The 20,702-nt window shown below is 29.6% G+C and carries 18 protein-coding genes; 15 read left to right on the top strand and 3 right to left on the bottom strand.

What is annotated here, in order from left to right; all coding sequences use genetic code 11:
• The first annotated feature begins 31 nt into the window (after positions 1–31).
• Positions 32–1,336: an NAD(P)/FAD-dependent oxidoreductase gene (locus tag ABXT58_RS04410; protein WP_415303485.1), complete on the top strand. Its 1,305-nt coding sequence runs from the start codon at positions 32–34 to the stop codon at positions 1,334–1,336.
• Here ABXT58_RS04410 and ABXT58_RS04405 read toward each other — a convergent pair whose 3' ends face one another.
• Positions 1,337–3,922 (bottom strand): ABC transporter permease, encoded by a 2,586-nt coding sequence (locus ABXT58_RS04405; protein ID WP_415303484.1) that lies wholly within the window; start codon positions 3,920–3,922, stop codon positions 1,337–1,339. It lies immediately after the preceding gene.
• Complete coding sequence (locus ABXT58_RS04400; RefSeq protein WP_415303483.1) at positions 3,858–4,523, bottom strand: ABC transporter ATP-binding protein; 666 nt, start codon at positions 4,521–4,523, stop codon at positions 3,858–3,860. The genes ABXT58_RS04405 and ABXT58_RS04400 overlap by 65 nt, the downstream gene beginning before the upstream one ends.
• Between ABXT58_RS04400 and ABXT58_RS04395 the strand changes: the two genes are divergently transcribed.
• The 4 genes from ABXT58_RS04395 to ABXT58_RS04380 all read left to right on the top strand — a co-directional run bounded on the left by ABXT58_RS04395 (position 4,522) and on the right by ABXT58_RS04380 (position 9,628).
• A complete protein-coding gene (locus ABXT58_RS04395) occupies positions 4,522–5,139 on the top strand; it encodes an arylesterase (protein ID WP_415303482.1) in 618 nt (205 codons plus the stop codon). The two genes, ABXT58_RS04400 and ABXT58_RS04395, sit on opposite strands and share 2 nt — an antisense overlap.
• A 120-nt stretch (positions 5,140–5,259) precedes the next feature.
• Positions 5,260–6,303, top strand: a complete 1,044-nt coding sequence (locus tag ABXT58_RS04390; RefSeq protein WP_415303481.1) for a Wzz/FepE/Etk N-terminal domain-containing protein — start codon at positions 5,260–5,262, stop codon at positions 6,301–6,303.
• Positions 6,304–6,458: 155 nt separating this feature from the next.
• Entirely contained in the window at positions 6,459–8,387 is a 1,929-nt protein-coding gene (locus ABXT58_RS04385; RefSeq protein WP_415303480.1) for a polysaccharide biosynthesis protein, read from the top strand.
• A gap of 5 nt (positions 8,388–8,392) precedes the next feature.
• The gene (locus ABXT58_RS04380; protein WP_415303479.1) at positions 8,393–9,628 is read left to right on the top strand and encodes an O-antigen ligase family protein; all 1,236 of its coding nucleotides are present in this window, start codon (positions 8,393–8,395) and stop codon (positions 9,626–9,628) included.
• 142 nt (positions 9,629–9,770) lie between these two features.
• On the opposite strand, the gene ABXT58_RS04375 is transcribed toward ABXT58_RS04380, so the two are convergent.
• Positions 9,771–10,937, bottom strand: coding sequence for a mandelate racemase/muconate lactonizing enzyme family protein (locus ABXT58_RS04375; protein ID WP_415303478.1), 1,167 nt, complete (start codon positions 10,935–10,937; stop codon positions 9,771–9,773).
• 165 nt (positions 10,938–11,102) lie between these two features.
• Between ABXT58_RS04375 and ABXT58_RS04370 the strand changes: the two genes are divergently transcribed.
• The 10 genes from ABXT58_RS04370 (at position 11,103) to argE (ending at position 20,550) form a co-directional block, all read left to right on the top strand.
• Positions 11,103–12,053: a tripartite tricarboxylate transporter substrate binding protein gene (locus ABXT58_RS04370; protein ID WP_415303477.1), complete on the top strand. Its 951-nt coding sequence runs from the start codon at positions 11,103–11,105 to the stop codon at positions 12,051–12,053.
• A 12-nt stretch (positions 12,054–12,065) separates the two neighbouring features.
• Positions 12,066–13,565, top strand: coding sequence for a tripartite tricarboxylate transporter permease (locus ABXT58_RS04365; protein WP_415303476.1), 1,500 nt, complete (start codon positions 12,066–12,068; stop codon positions 13,563–13,565).
• Positions 13,558–14,016 carry a tripartite tricarboxylate transporter TctB family protein gene (locus ABXT58_RS04360; protein ID WP_415303475.1) on the top strand — a complete coding sequence of 153 codons (459 nt, stop codon included), beginning with the start codon at positions 13,558–13,560 and terminating at the stop codon, positions 14,014–14,016. The genes ABXT58_RS04365 and ABXT58_RS04360 overlap by 8 nt, the downstream gene beginning before the upstream one ends.
• 15 nt (positions 14,017–14,031) lie before the next feature.
• Entirely contained in the window at positions 14,032–14,994 is a 963-nt protein-coding gene (locus ABXT58_RS04355) for an NAD(P)-dependent oxidoreductase (RefSeq protein WP_415303474.1), read from the top strand.
• Between the two features lie 26 nt (positions 14,995–15,020).
• The gene (locus ABXT58_RS04350; protein WP_415303473.1) at positions 15,021–16,085 is read left to right on the top strand and encodes a tartrate dehydrogenase; all 1,065 of its coding nucleotides are present in this window, start codon (positions 15,021–15,023) and stop codon (positions 16,083–16,085) included.
• A gap of 9 nt (positions 16,086–16,094) precedes the next feature.
• On the top strand, positions 16,095–16,886 hold the full coding sequence (locus tag ABXT58_RS04345) for a TauD/TfdA dioxygenase family protein (RefSeq protein ID WP_415303472.1): 792 nt from the start codon (positions 16,095–16,097) through the stop codon (positions 16,884–16,886).
• 149 nt (positions 16,887–17,035) lie between these two features.
• Positions 17,036–18,286, top strand: coding sequence for a flavin-containing monooxygenase (locus tag ABXT58_RS04340; RefSeq protein ID WP_415303471.1), 1,251 nt, complete (start codon positions 17,036–17,038; stop codon positions 18,284–18,286).
• 14 nt (positions 18,287–18,300) lie between these two features.
• Positions 18,301–18,717, top strand: a complete 417-nt coding sequence (locus tag ABXT58_RS04335; protein ID WP_415303470.1) for a RidA family protein — start codon at positions 18,301–18,303, stop codon at positions 18,715–18,717.
• The gene (locus tag ABXT58_RS04330; protein ID WP_415303469.1) at positions 18,714–19,391 is read left to right on the top strand and encodes a DUF1028 domain-containing protein; all 678 of its coding nucleotides are present in this window, start codon (positions 18,714–18,716) and stop codon (positions 19,389–19,391) included. Before ABXT58_RS04335 ends, ABXT58_RS04330 begins: the two co-directional genes overlap by 4 nt.
• Positions 19,392–19,395: 4 nt before the next feature.
• A complete protein-coding gene (gene argE, locus ABXT58_RS04325) occupies positions 19,396–20,550 on the top strand; it encodes an acetylornithine deacetylase (protein WP_415303468.1) in 1,155 nt (384 codons plus the stop codon).
• The last annotated feature ends 152 nt before the right edge of the window (positions 20,551–20,702 follow it).

Below are 20,702 nucleotides of genomic sequence, written 5' to 3'. Positions count from 1 at the left end.
AAAAATATCCTATCTGTCATAATGTAACTACATGAATGTAGTTAATGATATTGGTTGTAGTTGGATTAATGACCTTGATAGAAGATCTAATATAAAAACTTTAGATAAAGATAAATCCTGTGATTGGTTAATTATTGGTGCTGGTTACACAGGTTTATCTGCTGCTAGAAAATTATCAGAACTTCATCCTAATCAAAAAATTATTATTGTTGATGCTCAATTAGCAGGTGAGGGTGCAAGTGGAAGGAACTCAGGTTATTTAGTCGATACTACCCTTAATGATGGTTTCACCTCCAATAAAGAGCTTTCCAATTATAAAAAGAAAACAGACATTTATAAATTAGGAATTGATGTTGTTAAAAAGTTTATTAAAGAGCATCAGGTAGATTGTGATTGGAATGAAAGTGGAAAGTATTTTGCCTCATCAAATGAAAAAGACAGAAAGATATTGGAAAATTTTAGCAAAACTTTGTTAAAATTAAACTTTGAACATAATATTTTAGAAAAAGATGATTTAGGTAAAAGATTAGGTACGAATTTTTATAACTTAGCACTTTATACTAAAGGAGGAATTTTATTACATCCAGGAAAACTTGTAAGAGCAATGATTGACACTTTGCCAGATAATGTTGAGTTGCTTGAAAATTCTCAGCTAAATGAATGGTCAAAAAATAGTGACACAATTATTTGTAAATTTAAAAATCATAAAATAATTACTAAAAAGATTATTTTTTGCACAAATGGGTTTTTAAAATCACTTGGTATAAAAAATAATTATAATTTCCCCTTAACTTTAACTGCAAGCATGACAAGAATATTAACTGATAGAGAATATAAGTTTATTGGTGAGCCTAAAGAATGGGGTGTGCTACCTGTTAGACCAATGGGTGCAACTATTAGAATGACAAAAGATAAAAGAATTTTAATTAGAAATACTGCAGAAGTTCATAGTCCTTTTAAAATGTCTAAATCAGGTTTAGATAAAAGATCTTTAAATCAAAAACTTGGAATTAAAAAAAGATTTCCAAGTTTAGCAGATGATATTATTGAATCTAGTTGGTCTGGGATTGTATCTAGAACAAGAAATAGTTCACAAATTTTTGATAAAATTGATCATAATGTTTTTGTAGCAGGTTGTTATAATGGTTCTGGTATTGGTGTTGGAACCTTATTTGGTGAACAGATAGCAATTAAAGCAAGCAACGAAGATAGTGATGAAATTAATATAATAGAATCTAGAAATAAGCCTACCTGGTTACCATCACAACCATTTTTAAATATTGGAGTTAAAACAAGATTAATATTTGAGAGGTTTAGATCTCGATCTGATATTTAGTTATTGATTTCTTATAAGTGGATAAACTTTAGGGCTTAAATACTTAAAATTAGTAATCATAATTAAGATTAATGTAGCTAATCCAATCCCAATAGTTACCTGCAAAAATATTGCTAAATCAAACTTCCAAGTGATTTGAAAAATATTTTCAATGATAAATTGCGAACCTATGACCGCAAAAAATAGAGCTATTAAAATTATGGATGTGAATATAATAAAAAACTCAATAATTGAAGAGAGTACAACCTCAACTTTGGAAAAACCTAGAATTTTGAATATTAAGTTTTGAAATTCTTTAATTTTACCCTGAACTATAATTGCACTAGATATGACAATTAAACCAATGACTATAGTTATTGCAGAGATAACGGTTACAGCAATAAATACTTTGTTTAAAAGATCTGTTACTTTCTCCAAGTAATCAGTGATTTTTATAATAGAAAGACTAGGCATTTTATCTAGTAAAGCAGTTTCATTAAAATTTTCTAAACTTTTAAACTTTGAAGTGGCCAAATATTCGTGAGGTATATTTTTTGCAAATTGGGGGTTTAATAGCATTGCAAAGTTAATAGTAAAATCTCTGTAGTCTACTAACCTGAAATTTACAATCTCACCTTCAATTTCACGACCATAGATATTTAAAGTAAAAATGTCACCAATTTTAATATCAAAATTTTTAGCAATTTTACTATCAAGTGAAATTTGAAGTTTATCAGGTCTACTTAAATCCCACCACGTACCCTCTACAATCGGATTATCTTTTAAAACTTTATCAGCCCAAGAAGACCTTCTGTCATTTCTAATTACCCAGTGGCTATCATTACTTGAATCGATATAAGTATTTGGATCTATTCCATTAATTTTTAGAATACCTGTTGAGACCATGGGTACAATTTCAAGACTAGCCTCTTTATCCATATCAAAAATTAAATCTTCAAATATTTGTCTTTCATCACTTTGAATGCCAATGAAAAAATAATCAGGAGCAAGCTCCGGTATAGATTTTGCAATTTCTCTTTTAAAGTTCGAACCAACAAACGCTAAAGTTAATAATAATGTGACCCCTAAACCTAAGGACATAATAGTTATAGGGGTAATGCTTTTAGTTTGAGTAATATTTTTAACAGATACTTTAATTGAAATATTTGGATGTTCATTAAGTCCTTTAAATAATTTTATAATCAAGTTTGATAATAAATAAAACACCAACAGACAAATAAAGAATGCCCCAAAATAACCCAAGCTATAAATTGGTCGAGCTGAACCAATGGTAAATAAAGAAATTAAAATTGATAATAGTAATAGACTTAAAATGATTGATTTCTTTGAATAATAAAATTGAAGGTTTTGAAATACATTTCTAAACAAGTTTGATGCCTTAACCTGGTCAATTGCATTAACGGTTGGTATAGAAAATATGATCAAGATTAATAAACCTACTAAAAAAACTTTGAAATAATTAAGGATAGAAAAACTACCTTCAATATTTAACCCAAGGCCAGCTGATAAATAAACATCAACAATGGGGACTAGAAAGAAACTAAAAGAATAGGCGGCAGTAGATATTACGAATAATAGAAAGAGTAATTGAAGATAATAGACTATTTTAATATCTTTTGAAAAAAAGCCTAAAGACTTCTTAACGGCTATAGACATATTGTTCTGGTTAATGAAAGAAAGCAGAGTGTTAGCAATTCCAATTCCGGCAATTAACATTGCACTAATTGATACAAGGGACAAAAATTGAGAGAAATTATCAATTATTCTCTTTAAAGGACCGTCAGATTTTTCATGATATCTAAGTTTAACCTTTTTTTCATCTTTGAATAATTGCTCAATCTTTTTAGATAAAATTTTTGGATTATCTCCCTCATTAAATCTTACTTTATATTCATAGTTTAAAAAGCTACCTAGATTGTTAAGTTTTAATAGTTCTAATGTTTGTTTTCCAGCTAAAGCAAAATCACCAAACACAAAAGCACCTCCAATATCAGGCACAGATTTTACAATACCAATTACAGTAAAGAGTTTGTCTTGAACCTTGATCATATCATTTAATTCTAAATTAAGATTTTTGAAAATGTTTTCATTAACAAGAATGGTGTTTTCTGTAGTTTGTAATTTTTCAAATGCACCAATAGGCTCGTAACCTACTTCGCCAAATAGTGGATAATTTTCATCTACTGTTTTAATTCTAGAAAATATTGATTTGTTCTTTGTCTTATTAGTAGTTGAGATCATAGTACTAAATTCAACCATTTGAGAAACTGTAGAAAACTTTTTAACTTTGTTAATTAATTCTAAGTTGCCAACATTACGATTGTAATCAATTTCAATATCACCACCCAAAAGTGCTCTTGAGTTATTATTTAGTTCTTTGTTCAAACTATCTTCAATTGTGAAAATTGAACTTAAGATAAACAAACTAATAAAAAGTGTTAAAATAATGCTGGAAATTTTTTTATAATTTCTACTTAAATCTCTTAAGGCATATATTAAAGTTAACTTGAACTCTGAAAGCTTAGACAATTTTTCCATCTTTGATTTTGATTTTTCTTTTTGCTTTATTCGCAAGTTTTGGATCATGGGTGACCATAATTAAAGATGATTTTTCTTCCTTAATATATTTAAACAAAATATCTGCAATCATTTGTGAATTTTCACTATCTAAATTTCCAGTAGGTTCATCTGCTAAGATTAACTTTGGCTTCATGGCTATAGCCCTTGCAATAGCAACACGTTGCTGTTCACCACCAGAAAGTTGGCTTGGTAAATTATTAAATCTATTTTTTAATCCAAATCGATCAAGCAATTCTTTTGCTCGTTCATTAGGATTTTTTAGATTATTTAATTCTAAAGTTAAAGCAACATTTTCAACAGCAGTATAATTTGGAATAAGATAGAAAGATTGAAAAACAATCCCAATATTTTTTCTTCTAATTTTAGAAACTTCATCTTCACTCATTTTAGATATTTCTTGATCTTCAAAAAATATCTTACCAGAAGTTGCTTTCTCTAAGCCACCTGCGAGCATAATTAAGCTTGTTTTTCCAGAGCCGCTTTCGCCAACTATTGAAATAGACTCATTTTTCTTAGTTTCTAAATCAATATTTTTTAAAACCTTAATTGTATCGTTACCATTTTGGTATTTAAGATTAACGTTTTTTAGCTTAAGAAGTGTTTCCATGAATAGAAGTTTTATTATTAAAATTATATCGTTCTGTCTAGTAACCATAAACGTCTATGCAGCAGATAAAGTTGTTTTATTCGGTGATAGTTTAATGGCTGGGTATGGTCTTTTACAAGAAAATCACTTGGCTTTAGTGTTAGAAAAAAACCTCAATAAAAAGGGTTTTGATATTAAAATTATTGATGGAAGTGTTTCAGGCAGCACATCAGCAGGAGGACTAAATAGAATAGAGTGGACCTTATCCGAACCTAATATTGACTTGTTAATTATAGGACTTGGTGCAAATGATATGTTGCGTGGTTTAAGTCCTAATGAAACTAAAAAAAATCTAGAAAAAATTATTCAGATTTCTATACAAAAAAATGTTGAAGTAATATTAGCTGGTATGATTGCACCTACTACCCACGGAATAAGTTACAAAAAAAAATTTGATGACATTTATCCAAATTTAGTAAAAAAATATAATTTAAATTATATCCCATTTTTATTAGAAGGTGTTGCATTAAACCCTGAATATAATCAAGATGATGGTATTCATCCCAATAAAAAAGGCATTATTATAATTAGCAAAATTCTCCAAAAAAAAATTATTAATTTAGAAGGTAGATTTTAAAAAAATATTTTTATAAGATTGTATAAAATAAACTTTGATTTGAGTATTCAAAAAATACTCAAACTTTTTCATTTGAGATTAGCAATATTGTGAGATATAAAACTTTCATATTTTAGCTTTATGAACGACTCTATAAAAAAATCAGAAGATAGTGAAATCGATTTATTAGATCTTTTAAGAACACTTTTAAGACATAAAACTTTGATTGTGGGGCTAACTGTACTTTTTGGGATTTTTGGATTTATAGCTAATCAAATGATCCCAGCTAAAGTTATAGCTAAGCAATTTCAAACAAACCTTATTTTAAAAGAGCCTTCGTCATTAGATTTAAAAATAATAACAGACCATGGAATTAATTTTGTTAATGTTAAAAATTTAAAAAAAGAATTTTTTTTTACCTTCAGACAAGATCTTATTTCTGAAACAAGTTTCAAATCTTTTGTAAAGAAATACCCGAATAAAAACTCCTTTTTAAAACCTTCAAATAAACAAGAAGGTAATGTAGATAAATTTTTAGAACAAACCTCTTTAGAATCAACTCACATTAAAAATAATATTTTTACAATTACGTTGATCTATCCGGAAGAGATTAAAGGAAGTAATTTGCTAGACGATTATGTAGAGAGCGTCAGTCTTAGAAGTAAAGATACACTTATTAATCAAATTAAAAATTTACTTCTAAGTGAGTTAGCTAATGTTGTTAATGAAAAAAGAATTTTGGTAAATAGTAAAAAAAGATCAATTATAAATCAATTGTTTGCTCATCAACAAGCTTTGAAAACTGCCGAAAGTATTGCTTCTATTGAAGGGGTGGGTTTTCGTGTGATTGAAAACTATGAATATAGAGCGGATAACAATAATTTATACTTAAAGGGCATAAAAGTTTTAAATGCTGAAATTCTTAATTTAAAAGAGCAACTAAATTACCCAGAAAGAATGGATGATTATAATTTGCTATTAAGCAAAGAAGAGTTAATTCAATCAAAAATAAAATCGTTAAAGCAAACTAATTTTAATTGGGCAATGCCTCTATCCTATCAAAAAGAAATAACAATCTCATCGAATAAAAAATCACATTTGTTACCAATAGGTTTGATTATTGGATTTGCTTTATCTCTTCTGATTATTTTTTTTAGGTATATCTCGAATATATTAAAAGGCTAGATGTTGAAGAGGTAAATTTTGTAGATTCTTTGCAAAGACAATTAAAGAATTAACTTTAATTTTATGATTTTATTCTACATTATGAGATCTATAAAATATGCTTATAATTTTATTAGATGACATTTTGAAAACAATTAAAAGAAAGGTACATTTCGTTGATTAAACAATTACTTTCGTTATCAAGAATTAATAAACAATTAATTATTCTAGCAATTGATTTTGCCTTGATTGTGTTAATAATATTAGCATCATTCTCAATACGTTTAGAATATTGGTACTTTCCAAAAAACGATTTAGTATGGATAATATTGGGTGCACCTTTGGTTGCAATTCCTATTTTTGCAAAATTTGGTTTATATCATGCAATTGTTCGTTATATAGGTTTTAAGACGTTATGGTCTATTGTTCAGGCTGTATCTTTGTATGCATTTATATGGGGTTTAGTTGCATTTATAATATCTGGAGCAGAGGGAATTCCAAGGTCAGTCATATTAATTAACTGGTTATTAGCTATATTAATAATTGGAGGAGTAAGAATTTTTGCACGTTTTTTGCTTAGTAATAATATTAAATTTTCAATTCTTAATTATGAATTTAAAAGTAATAATAATGCTGAATACATAAGTAAGCGTAAAGTTTTAATTTATGGCGCAGGTAATGCTGGAATACAGTTGGTATCAGCACTGAAGAACTCTAAAGAATATCACCCAGTTGGATTTATAGATGATGCTAAAGAGCTACAAGGTAATTATATCGGTGGTTTAAATATATATCCCGTAGAGATTATAGGTAAGTTGATTGATAAACTCAAAGTTGAGGAAGTGTTAATCGCACTACCAAGTATTTCTCGTACTAAACGATTTACTATTATTGATAAATTAGAACCTTATCCAGTTGTTGTGCGCATGCTACCAGGCTTATCAGAGTTAGCTCAAGGCAAAATAAAAATTAATGATTTACTTCAAGTAAGTATTAAAGATTTACTTGGACGCAAGTCGGTAGAATCAAATAAAGATCTATTAGGAAAAAATATTACCAATAAAATCGTAGTAGTAACAGGTGCAGGGGGATCAATTGGCTCAGAACTTTGCAGACAAATAGTTTTTTTAAAACCAAAGAAATTAATTTTATATGAGATGAATGAGTTGTCGCTTTATATAATTGAAAAAGAATTATCTAATATGAACTTACAATCATTGAGTATTTACCCAATATTAGGCAGTGTTAATAATAAAAACAGACTTAAAAATATTTTTAAACATTTTAATGTAGAAACAATCTATCATGCCGCAGCATATAAGCATGTACCAATGGTAGAATTTAACAATACTGAGGGAGTGGATAACAATATATTCGGCACTCTTAATTGTGCAGAAGTCGCAATTGATTTAAATGTTGAGACTTTTGTTTTAATATCAACAGATAAGGCGGTACGCCCAACAAATACTATGGGGGCAACTAAGCGTACAGCTGAACTTATATTGCAAGCTTTTTCTGTCACACAAATGGGCACAAAATTTAGCATAGTGCGTTTTGGTAATGTGCTAGGTTCTAGTGGGTCTGTTATTCCTTTATTTGAACAACAAATTAAGGATGGAGGTCCAGTTACCGTAACTGATAAAAATATTACTCGTTATTTTATGACAGTGTCAGAGGCAGTAGAGCTTATAATTCAAGCGGGTGCCATGGGTAAAGGAGGGGATTTATTTGTATTGGATATGGGTAAACCGATAAAGATTCAAGATTTGGCCAAAAAAATGATCCGTCTAAGTGGCCTAAAAGTAAAAGATGAATTAAATCCAGATGGAGATATTCAGATTACCTATACAGGCCTGCGTGCTGGTGAGAAACTCTATGAAGAGTTGTTAATAGGAGACAATGTAAGTAAGACAGACAATCCACTTATTATGTGTGCACAAGAAGAAATGCTTACTTGGAATGAGTTAAAGCTATTATTGAATAAACTAATGGAGGCAAATCATACCTTTGATCATAAGATGGTACGCGAAATTTTAATTCAAATAGTACCAGGTTTTAAACCACAGTCTGAAATTACTGACATTTTATTTGAGGATAAAAATTAAATCAAATGTTAACCAACTCTATTGCTTTAATAATACCTTTTTTTATTTGGGGTCCTTTTTTCCCTGATCTAATTGTGAGCATTTCATCTTTAATTTTTTTGTACCATGTCTTTAAAAATAAAGATTTTAGTTATTTTAATATCAAACCTTTAGTAATTTTTTTTATATTTTGTGTTTATGCTATTTTTTGCAGCCTATTATCAGAAAATATTTTACTAAGTTTTGAGAGTAGTTTATTTTATTTTAGAATTGGAATATTTGCATGTGTTATTTGGTATTGCATAGATCGTGATAAAAGAATTTTAAAATATTTTTACTATATTTTAGTAATTTCTTTTTCCGTGTTAGTGGTAGATGGCTATATTCAGTTTTTTTCAGGAAAAAATATTATGGGCTACCCACTTCTATCGGGAGTTCGTGTTAGTTCTTTTTTTGGAGATGAACACATTTTAGGCTCATATTTAAGTAGACTTTTCCCTTTATTGTTTGCGCTTTTTTTATTAAAAGAAAAAAAAGTTAAGCACGAGACATATTTTATTGGTGTATTATTTATTCTAGTAGATGTATTAATTTTTGTATCAGGTGAAAGAGCTGCTTTTGCTTTTTTAAACTTATCAACAATATTTATAATAATATTAATCGATAGATATCAAAAATTTAGGCTTGTTACTTTTGTTATAGCTTTGGTTGTTATTTCATTACTAACTTATAGTAGTAAAACTTTGCAACAACGTATGATTTCTGAACCAGCTAAAACAATGGGATTAACAAACGATTCTCAAAATCAAAATGTTTTACAAAGAAAATATATATTCACTCCAACTCATGATAGTTTAATTAGAACAGCTTTTAATATGTTTTTGGATAAACCTATCTTTGGACATGGTCCGAAAATGTTTAGAGTCATCTGTAAAGATAAAAAATACAAAACTGGAATTAATCCTTGTCAGAATCATCCTCATAATTTTTATGTTCAATTATTAGCTGAAATGGGAATTATAGGTTTTAGTTTTTTATTCAGTGCTTTTTTGTATGTTACGTATTCAGCTTACCGTCAGTTAAAATCCATTATCCTAAAACAAAAAAGACATTTAACAGATTATCAAGTTTGCTTGCTTGCAGGAATATTAATTACTATTTGGCCCATAGCTCCTAATGGTAATTTCTTTAATAACTGGCTAGCTATTATTTACAGTCTACCCGTTGGTTTTTATCTTCAATCTATCTACGGAAAAAAATAATTTAAAATTATTAAGTAGCATATAAAAAATATTAAAAAGAATACTTACAGCTAATTTTTATGGTTAGTTAAGGTCTATTTGAATCAAGCAAAACTTAAAACTTCCAAATGAAATTATCAAAACAAGATAGTATCGGTATGATTTAATTGAATAATTTTTTAAATAAAATATTCAATTTTTGTTTATTTTCATAACCCATACCAACAAACTTTGGAAAGGTTACGTAGCTATTTTCAACTAAAGATGAATCTGGAAAACCTCCAAAGGGTTGAAATAAGCTTGGATAAATTTCATTACCACCTAAATCTAGTCCAGCAGCAATATTACAAGAAATTTGATGACCACCATGAGGCACTACTCTTGTAGAGCTCCAGTTATTTTCTTTCATCATATCTAAAGTTTTTAAATATTCGACTAAACCATAACTTAAAGAACAATCAAATTGTAACCAGTCAATATCTTTTCGCATTCCACCATATCGAATTAAATTCCTAGAATCCTGCATCGAAAAAAGATTTTCTCCCGTGGCTAATCCATTTTTATAAGATTTAGACAGTTCAGCGTTTAATTGGTAATCCAGAGGATCACCTGCTTCTTCAAACCATTTTAGATTATATGGTTCAATTGCTTTTCCATATTCAATAGCAGTTTTTAGATCAAAACTACCATTCGCATCGACACATAAATTATTACCATCACCAACTAATTTTAAAACACTTTCAATTCTTTTTAAGTCATCTTTTAACGGAGCGCCTCCTATTTTCATCTTGACAGTTGTAAAACCTAAATCTAAATAGCTTTTCATTTCATCAAGAAGCATCGGAATATCTTTTCCTGGGTAATAATATCCACCTGCCGCATATACAAAAATTTTATTGGTAAATTTTCCATTGCCATATTTTTTTGCTAAATGTTCATAAAGTGGAACTTGTTCTATTTTTGAAACAATGTCCCACACAGCCATATCAATTGCACCAACAGCTGTACTTCTTTCACCATGTCCACCTGGTTTTTCATTTTTCATCAAAACTTTCCAAATTTTTTCAGGACTAAAGTTATTACCATCATCATTTAGTAAATCTTTTTCCTCAGCTTCATTTAATCTAGGTATAAATCTTTTTGTTAAGAGTTCACTGACTGCATATCTTCCATTTGAATGAAAACCATACCCAACCACATTTTCACCGTTTATTTTGACATCAGTTTTCATTGCAACAACGCTACAATCCATTTTTGCAAAACTTATGTATGCATTTTTAATGTCTGAACTGATTGCGAAGGTTTTTTCTTGAATATCTATAATTTTCATTTTATTTAATTATATGGTAATTTTATAATTTCTAACTTTAAACACTATAAATATCAGGATTTGAAACTTAAATATATTACTCATTTCTGCACACATGCACGTTGACAGTAAGATAAAAAATAAATAGTTTTCTAATTTAAATTAACAAACAAGGGAAAATATCTAATGAAATTAAAATCTTATATTAGTAAATTTCTTGCAGCATTATCACTTACAGTTATTAGTATAAGTGGTGCTAACGCAGGAGTTACGAACATAATTCCATTCGGCCCAGGTGGTGAATCTGATGTTACGGCCAGAATGCAACAACCTTATTATAAAGACATTTACAATGATGATATTGTTGTTCAATACAAACCAGGTGGTGGCGGATCAGTAGGTTGGTCTTCTTTAAACTCAGAAAAAAGTGATGGTAGTGTTATTATGGGTGTAAACCTTCCACATATCATTATGCAACCTATCGCTAAAGGTGAAAAAGCAGGTTACAAAACAGAAGATGTAAATGTTTTTTCATTTTTTCACTATACACCTGATGCAATTTTAGTAGAAGCATCGAGCCCCTACAAAACATTAGAAGAGTTAATGAGCTTTGCTAAAAAAAATCCAGGACAACTAACTTTTAGTGGATCTGGAACATATTCAGCAAATCATCTTTTAACTATTTCTTTAAATAAAAAAGCAAAAGTTAAAACTACTTACGTTCCTTTCAAAGGTACGGGTGCTGCTGTTCAAGCATTATTAGGTAAGGTAGTTGTGGCTGAAGCTGGCTATTCAACTGTTGCTGCTAAACAAGGTTCTAAAGTTAGAATGCTTGCTGTAGCATCAGAAGAAAGATTACCAGCTTTTCCAGACGTTCCTACTTTTAAAGAGTTAGGATATAACATTGTTTCTGGAGCATATAGAGGTTACGCACTTCCTAAATCTGCCTCTAAAGCAACGGTTAAAGAATGGTCTGATCGTATTATGAAAATTAATGCTGATCCAGCCTTCATCAAACAAATGGAAGATAATGCTTTTGTAGTTGTTAACATTGGTCATAAAGAAATGAAAAAGTTTATGAAAAAACAAATGAAAGCTAACAAAGCTATCGCTAAAGAACTTGGTTTAATTAAATAGTTAAGTCTTTGAATGACAAATATTTTTACAGATTTTTTGTCATCGTTAAGCATACTTAATTTAGGCTTAGCATTTTCAGGAGTTTTGGCGGGCATCATTATTGGTGCTTTGCCAGGACTTTCAGCAACCATGGCGGTTGCTATTTTAGTACCCTTTACGTTCGCACTCGAGCCTTCTTCTGGATTAATCGTTCTAGGAGCGATTTATACAGGAGCCATTTTTGGAGGTTCATGGTCTGCAATCTTAATTAATACACCAGGAACACCTTCAGCTGTTGCAACTACGTTTGATGGATATCCTATGGCCAAAAGTGGTAATGGTGATTTAGCTATGTCTATAAGCTGCATGTCATCATTTATAGGTGGAATAGTAGGAGTTATATGTCTTGCGTTATTCGCGCCACCCTTAGCAAGCATTTCTCTAAAATTTGGTCCCACAGAATATTTTTGGTTAGCAATTTTAGGCTTAACATTAATTTCAACGTTAGCAGAGGGAGATAATATTAAATCATTAATTGGTGCTTGTCTTGGTTTATTAATGTCGATGATTGGTGTTGCAGTTATTGGTGGTGATATGAGAATGACTTGGAATATCAGTTTTTTAAATAGTGGAATAGAAATTGTTAGTGCAATGATTGGACTTTTCTGTATTCCAGTTATTTTAGATCTAACTAGCATGAAGGGAAAGCATTTAAGTGAAAATACAACACCTAAAAGTTTAAGATTAAAAGAATCTTTTTTAATAATGTATCGTAAAAAATTTGAAGCATTAAGAGGAGCATTCATTGGAACTTTTATTGGTATTCTTCCAGGTGCTGGAGGAAGTATTGCGAGCATAGTTTCATATGGTGAGGCAAAAAGAAGTTCAAGAAATAAAGATAATTTTGGTAAAGGTGAACCAGAAGGTTTAATTGCATCAGAGACAGCAAATAACGCAACAGTTGGTGGTGGTTTTATTCCAACACTATGTCTTGGTATACCAGGCACTCCACCTGATGCTGTAATTTTAGGAGCATTATTAGTTCAAGGAATAAGAACAGGGGACACTTTATTTACTCAGCAATCTTCAATTGTCTACACTTTTATATTCGGTTTACTTTTAGCAACTATTATGATGTTGCCATTAGGATTGTTAATGGGAAGATATGCATACAAATCTATTATCAAAGTACCAAGAGAAATACTAATTCCAATTATAATTTTTTTAACAATTATTGGTAGTTACTCAATTCAAAATAATATTCTAAATGTTTATTTCATGTTTTTCTTTGGTTTAATTGGTTGGATATTAAATAGGGCAGGTTTTAAAGCTTCACCGATTGTCTTAGGATTAGTATTGGGGCAAATTGCTGAACAAGGATTTGTTCAAGCTTATATAATAGGTAACGCTCAAGAAAATATTTTAGCAAATTACTTTGCTAGACCTATCTCGATTGCACTGGTGTTCTTTATTATAATGGGATTATTCCTCCCTACTTTGAAACGAATTTATAATAGGAGAAAAAATGCTTAAATTTGTTAAGGATAAAACATCCTTTATTTCAGGCATTTGTCTTATTTTGTTATCTCTGCTTCTTTTTTATGAAGCAAGCACCCTAAGCCCTTTTGGTTCAGTTTTTCCATACGCAATAACAACAGCACTACTAATTTTATCTGTAATTTTAATATTTCGTTCATTTAGATTGGAAATTAGGGTTATTAATGAAAAAGTTTCATTTATTAAAATTCCTTTATTAATTATAACGTTTTTTGCTTGGATATATTTTTTAGAAAGAGCAGGATTTATTTTAACAAGTTTAATTTCATTTAATTTACTTATTTTAATTAATGCAGGTCAAAGTATCTCTTTAAAAAAGATAATATTTTATATGTTATTGGGTAGTATATTCATTCTACTTTTATACTTTGGGTTTAAAAATTTATTATTAGTACCACTTCCAGAAGGTCTCTGGTTTAGAGTTTAAAATAGAAGGAAAATTATGTATAAAATTGGCATCATCGATACCATGAAGGATAAAGGTATTAACCTTTTAAAAAGTTACAAAGATTTTGACTGTGAAATTGTAACTGATCTATCTAGAGAAAATCTTTTATTAAAATTACCTAAGTTTGATGGGATTACCCTTAGAAGAGGTAAAATTGATAGAGAAATTTTAAGTAAATGTGACAAGCTCAAGGTTATTGCAAGACATGGCGTTGGTTATGATAGTGTTGACACCAAATGTTTAAAAGAAAAAGGTATTACTTTGCTTGTGGCGCACAATTCAACATCCACTTCTCCCGCAGAACATATAATGTTTATGATTATGAATATTTATAAAGGTGTTAGCATGTTCGACACCATGGTTAGAAGTGGTGATTTTGTTAAAGCAATACATTTGAATATTGAACAAAATTTTGAACTATTTGACAAAACAGTTCTTATTGCTGGCTTTGGTAGAATTGGAAAAAAACTAATTAAAAAATGTCTTGGTTTTGATATGAAAGTTTTAGTTTTTGACCCTTATGTTGATGATACAACCATAACATCTCTTGGTGGAACAAAAGTTTCAATCCTTGAAGAAGGTTTAAAAAAAGCTGATATTTTATCATTAAGCTTACCATTAAATGCTGAAACTAAAAATTTTATAACGCTTAAAGAAATGAAGCTTATGAAAAAGAGTTCAATCATAATTAACACAGCAAGAGGTGGTGTTGTTAATGAAGAGGATTTAAACAATGCCCTTGATAATAATATCATAGCGTTTGCTGGAATAGATGTTTTTGAAAAAGAACCACCAGAACCAACAAATCCATTAATTACAAATAAAAAAGTAGTGTTAAGCCCACATTCTGCAACGTTTACTAAAGAAGGTCTAGAAAGTATGGCTGTTGAAACGGCTCAAAACATTATAGATTTTTTTGAAAAAAAAACTGAAAATACTAAAATAGTCAAACTTTAATAAAATAAATTTAATTAAATTATCTTATGAAAACATACAATATCGCATCAATAGCAGGAGACGGAATAGGAAAAGAAGTTGTCCCAGCAGCACACAAAGTTTTAAAAAAAATTTCAGAACAACATCAATTTAAATTAGTAATTGATGAATTTGATTTTTCATCTTGTGATTACTATGAGAAACATGGAAAAATGCTTCCAAATGATTGGAAGAAAAAAATTGAAAAACATGATGCTATTTTCTTTGGTGCGGTCGGTATGCCAGAGAGATATCCAGATCACATAACTTTATGGGGTTCATTATTAAAATTTAGAAGAGAATTTGATCAATACATCAACCTAAGACCAGTAAAATTATTTCCAGGAGTTAAATCGCCATTAGCAGACAAAACTCCTGGTGATATTGATATGATTATTGTTAGAGAAAATACAGAAGGAGAATATTCATCTGTTGGTGGTAGAATGTACGAGGGAACAGAACGAGAAATAGTCCTTCAAGAAACAATAATGTCCAAGCATGGTATAGATAGAGTACAAAAATTTGCTTTTGAAATAGCAAAATCACGAAAAAGAAAAAAATTAACTAGTGCAACAAAATCAAATGGTATTTCAATTACAATGCCATATTGGGATGAAAGATTTGATGCTAATAAAAAAGATTACACTGAAATTGAAACCGATCAATTTCATATTGATATTTTAGTTGCAAGATTTGTTTTAAACCCTGAATGGTTTGATGTTGTTGTAGCATCAAATTTATTTGGAGATATTTTATCTGATTTAGGGCCAGCTTGTACTGGCACTATTGGTATTGCTCCATCAGCAAATATTAATCCTGAGAAAAAATTTCCATCTTTATTTGAACCAGTTCATGGTTCAGCTCCTGATATTGCGGGCAAAGGTATAGCAAATCCTATAGGGCAAATTTGGTCTGGTGCTTTAATGTTAGATTATCTTGGAGAAAAAGAAGCAGCTAATACAATCATGGCTTCAATAGAAAAAACATTATTAGATAAAAAAAATAGAACAAAAGATTTGAGTGGAGAAAGTAATACACTTGAATGTGCGCAAGCTGTATTAGATAATTTATAATTAAATGAAATGATTAAAATAATTCCGAATAAAAAAGATATTGGAGCTGAAATCATTTGTGATCTAATAAAACTTTCAAATCTAGATTTTAAAAAAATAAAATCTGCACTTAATAAATATGGTGTTATATATTTTAAAAAACAAAATTTAACATCGAGCTCTTATATTAAGTTTGCTAAAAATTTTGGTAAATTAGCAAATTATCCAAGGTTAAAAGGTCTAAGTAAAAAATATCCTCAAATTACAGTTGTTCAAAGAAAATCTTCTGATAAAGGGCCTAGTTTTGGGGAACAATTTCATACAGACTCAATTTACACAAATAAACCACCAAGGTTTACTATGTTGTTTTCTAAACTTGTTCCAAAAAAAGGTGCTGCTAATACTGAATTTTGTTCTCAATATTTGGCTTTTAAAAATTTACCAACAAATATTAAAAAGAAATTAAAATTAGTGAAAGGTGTTTACTCATCAGAAGGCCCAATATCAATTACCACTAAAGAAAGAGTTAAAGAAAAAGGAAAAAAAATTGATGAGTTAGTAGCTGTTCATAAAATTTTCAAAAAAATAAATTTAAATTATACAATTTATTGTAGCCCAGGACATTTCATGGGTTTTAAACCAAAAATTAAAGATCACTTAAAATTAAAGAATTTTTTATCAAAACATCAAATTAAGAAAAAATTTCAATATTCATTAGAATGGGAAAAAAACCAATTAGCAATTTGGGATAATAGATCTATGCTTCATCAAGCCACTCCATTTAAAGGTAATAGAATAATGCACAGAATAACAATTCATTAATCAAATCAGATTATAAAGTTACAGAATATCAGTATAATTTAATCTAAAATCTAGCCTTTTTAAATTGAGTAAATCAGGTAAAGCTCAGTATTCATTGCACCACCTAGACACACAATACGGACGATGATAGGTTTTATTAATCTAATTATATGAGTTATTTAAAAAATATAAAAAAAATTGACACATTGATAGTGGGAGCTGGCCAAGCTGGTCTTGCAATGAGTGAACATTTATCTAACCATTCAGTAGAGCACCTAATCTTAGAAAAAAATCGTATTGTAGAAAGTTGGCGATCTTGCAGATGGGACTCTCTGGTTGCAAATGGACCAGCTTGGCATGATCGATTTCCAACTTTAGATTTTGATGATCATTCCCCTAACTATTTCCCTCAAAAAGATGTTGTCGTTTCTTATTTTGAAAAATTTGCAAAAAAAATTAACGCTCCAATTAGATGTAATGTAAATGTTGAAGAAGTCTTAAGAGAAAGCAGTACTCAAAAATATTTAGTTAAAACTTCTGAAGGAAATATTGAGACTGATAATATTGTAGTTGCCACAGGTGCTTTTCAAAAACCTATTATTCCACCCATAGTTCCTCATGATATTGATATAACTCAAATTCATTCTCAATTTTACAAAAACCCACATCAACTTAAAGAGGGAGCTGTTTTAGTTGTTGGATCTGGTTCTTCAGGATCACAAGTTGCTCAAGAATTAATGCTGTCTGGTAGAAAGGTTTTTTTATCCATAGGTCCACATAATAGACCGCCAAGAAGATACCGAGGAAAAGATAATGTGTGGTGGTTTGGAGCTTTAGGGGTATGGCAAAAAAAAACTCCTGATCCAAATACTCAACATGTAACAATAGCAGTCAGTGGTTATGATGGAGGTAAAACTATAGATTTTAGAAAATTTGCAAATCAAGGAATGTCCTTAGTGGGATTAACAAAAAAATACGAAAATGGAAAATTATACTTTGAAAATGATTTAAAAATTAATTTGGATATAGGGGATCAAAACTATTTATCTGTTTTAAATCAGGCAGATGAACATATTGAGAAGAATAATCTAGATTTTCCTGAAGAATCTGATGCTAGAAATATAAAACCAGATCCTGATTGTGTAATTAATCCAATATTAGAAATAGATCTTAATAAAGAAAATATAAAAACAATTATTTGGGCAACTGGGTATCAATATGATTTTAGCTGGTTGAAAGTAGATGCTTTTGATAAACAAGGCAAACCAGATCATTATAAAGGCGTGGCAAAAGTTGATGGAGTCTATTTTATAGGGTTACCTTGGTTATCTATGAGAGGATCATCTTTTATTTGGGGTGTTTGGCAAGATGCTAAGTATTTAGCTGAACAAATTGTAAAAAAAAATAATATATTAAGTTAAATAATTAAAAGTAAATGACACACAAAAGAATTAGAAAGTTTAATACTAAAGATACTTATCCCGAACAAAATTTAAATAATGATTTGTGCCAAGCGGTAGTAACAGAAGGTGGTAAAACTGTTTGGATGAGAGGTCAATGTCCTCAAAATTTAGACGATGGTGTAAATATTAGCAGTATTGATCCAGCAGAACAAACTCACAAAGTAATGCAAAATATAAAACTGCTGATTGAAGAAACGGGGGGAACTATGAACCATTTAGTAAAGATTGTTGTTTATATTACTGACATTAAAAATAGAGAAGTAATTTATCAAGTCATTGGTGAGTATATAAAAAATGTTCATCCGGTCTCAACAGGTTTAGTTGTTGAACGTTTAGCAAGACCAGAATGGTTAGTTGAAATTGATGCTACAGCGGTAATTCCAACATGACATTTTCATTAATTGGAAGATGTGAAAAAACCAACATGGTTGGTGTTGCAATCTCATCATCAAGCATTTGCGTTGCTAGTCGTTGTCCATGGGTAAGAGCAGGAGTTGGTGCAGCCTCAACACAAAACGTTACTGATCCTAGCCTAGGAAACCTCATGTTAGATTATTTAGAACAAGATTTAGAAGTTGCAGAAGTAATTAATAAAATTGTAAAAGAAGAAAAAAATATTGAATATCGACAATTACTTTTAATAGATAATAAAGGTAATACTTCACAGCACATTGGATCAAAAACCTTAGGAATAAGTGCTATAGAAAAGCGATCAAATTGTATTGGTGCAGGCAATATGCTTAAGTCTGAAATGGTACCTAAAGCTATGGTTGATAGTTTTACTAATAATCCAAATGTTCACCTTGCTGAAAGATTGTTGCTTGCTCTTAAAGCTGGTTTAGAAAAAGGTGGAGAAGAGGGACCAGTTCATTCTGCTGGAATTAAAGTTGCTGATAATACTATTTGGCCACTTGTTGATTTACGAATTGATTGGTTAGAAAGCGAACCTATAGAAGAACTTTATAAGCTGTGGAAAGTATTTGAACCTCAAATGAAAGATTATAAATCTAGAGCTTTAAATCCCTCTGAATCATCCAGTTATGGTGTTCCAGGTGACTTATAAACACATGATAGAAAAAAAATCTTTAGATTTGCTTAAAACATTAATTGGATTTGACACCACAAGTTTTAAATCAAATTTAAATCTAATTAAGTTCATAGAAAATTATTTAAACCAATACAAAATAAAATCTGAGTTAATTTATGATGAAACAAAAAATAAAGCTAATTTGTTTGCAACAATAGGTCCTAATTCTTCAGGTGGTATTGTTCTTTCTGGTCACACTGATGTTGTTCCAGTTGCTAACCAAAAATGGGATACCGATCCTTTTCAATTAATAGAAAAAGATCAAAAACTGTATGGCAGAGGAACCTCTGATATGAAAAGTTTTATAGGTTTGGTTTTAAGTCGTGTTCCTAAAATAGTTGAAAAAAAATTATCTAAACCAATTCATCTTGCTTTTTCTTATGATGAAGAAATTGGATGTGTTGGCGTACATGGTTTATTGGACTTAATTGAAAAAAAATCAATTAAACCAGAGTTTTGTATTGTAGGAGAGCCTACAAGTATGGAGGTGGTGATAGGTCATAAAGGAAAACATGCATACAGTGTTAAAGTTGAAGGATTAGCATGTCATTCTGGACAAGCACCCTTTGGTGTTAACGCTATTAATTACGCCTCAAAACTAATTGCTTATATTGATCAACTAAATAAAGAAAAATCAATTAATGGACCTTTTGATAATGATTATGAAGTTCCACACACTACTCTTCATACAGGTCTAATTAAAGGTGGAGCTATTTTGAATATAGTACCTGATTTATGTGAATTTGAATTTGAAGTAAGAAATTTAATAAAAGATGACCCCTTACAATTGGTTAAAAAAATTGAAGATTATGCCAGTCAAAAATTAATAAAAGATATGCATAAAGTTTCATCCAAAACAGGAATTAGTTTTAATGAAAAAGTTAATTATCCTGCTTTAGATATGAGTGAAGATATTGATCTGGTAAAAAAGATTAAAGAATTGTTAGGAAATAATAAACATAAAAAAGTTGTTTATGGAACAGAAGCTGGTTTGTTTAAAAATAGATCTAATATACCAACTATTGTATGTGGACCTGGAAGTATAGACCAAGCACATAAGCCAAATGAGTTTATAAGTATTGAGCAAATTAATAGGTGTAGTAAGTTTTTAGATAATTTAATTGATAGTCATTAATGATCAAATTTATTCTGCCAGCTATAATTGTGCTCTTCATTGTAGTATTCTGGGAAAAAATTACTGAAATAGTATTTAAAAAATTTAATATTAGGCTGAATTATATTATTGTGAGTGCTGTGTTAATAACTATCGCTATAATATTTTTATTA

Origin of the sequence: Candidatus Pelagibacter sp. Uisw_090 (assembly GCF_047717845.1) — a bacterium.
Taxonomy (GTDB): domain Bacteria; phylum Pseudomonadota; class Alphaproteobacteria; order Pelagibacterales; family Pelagibacteraceae; genus Pelagibacter.
This window is presented reverse-complemented; position numbering and strand designations above follow the sequence as displayed.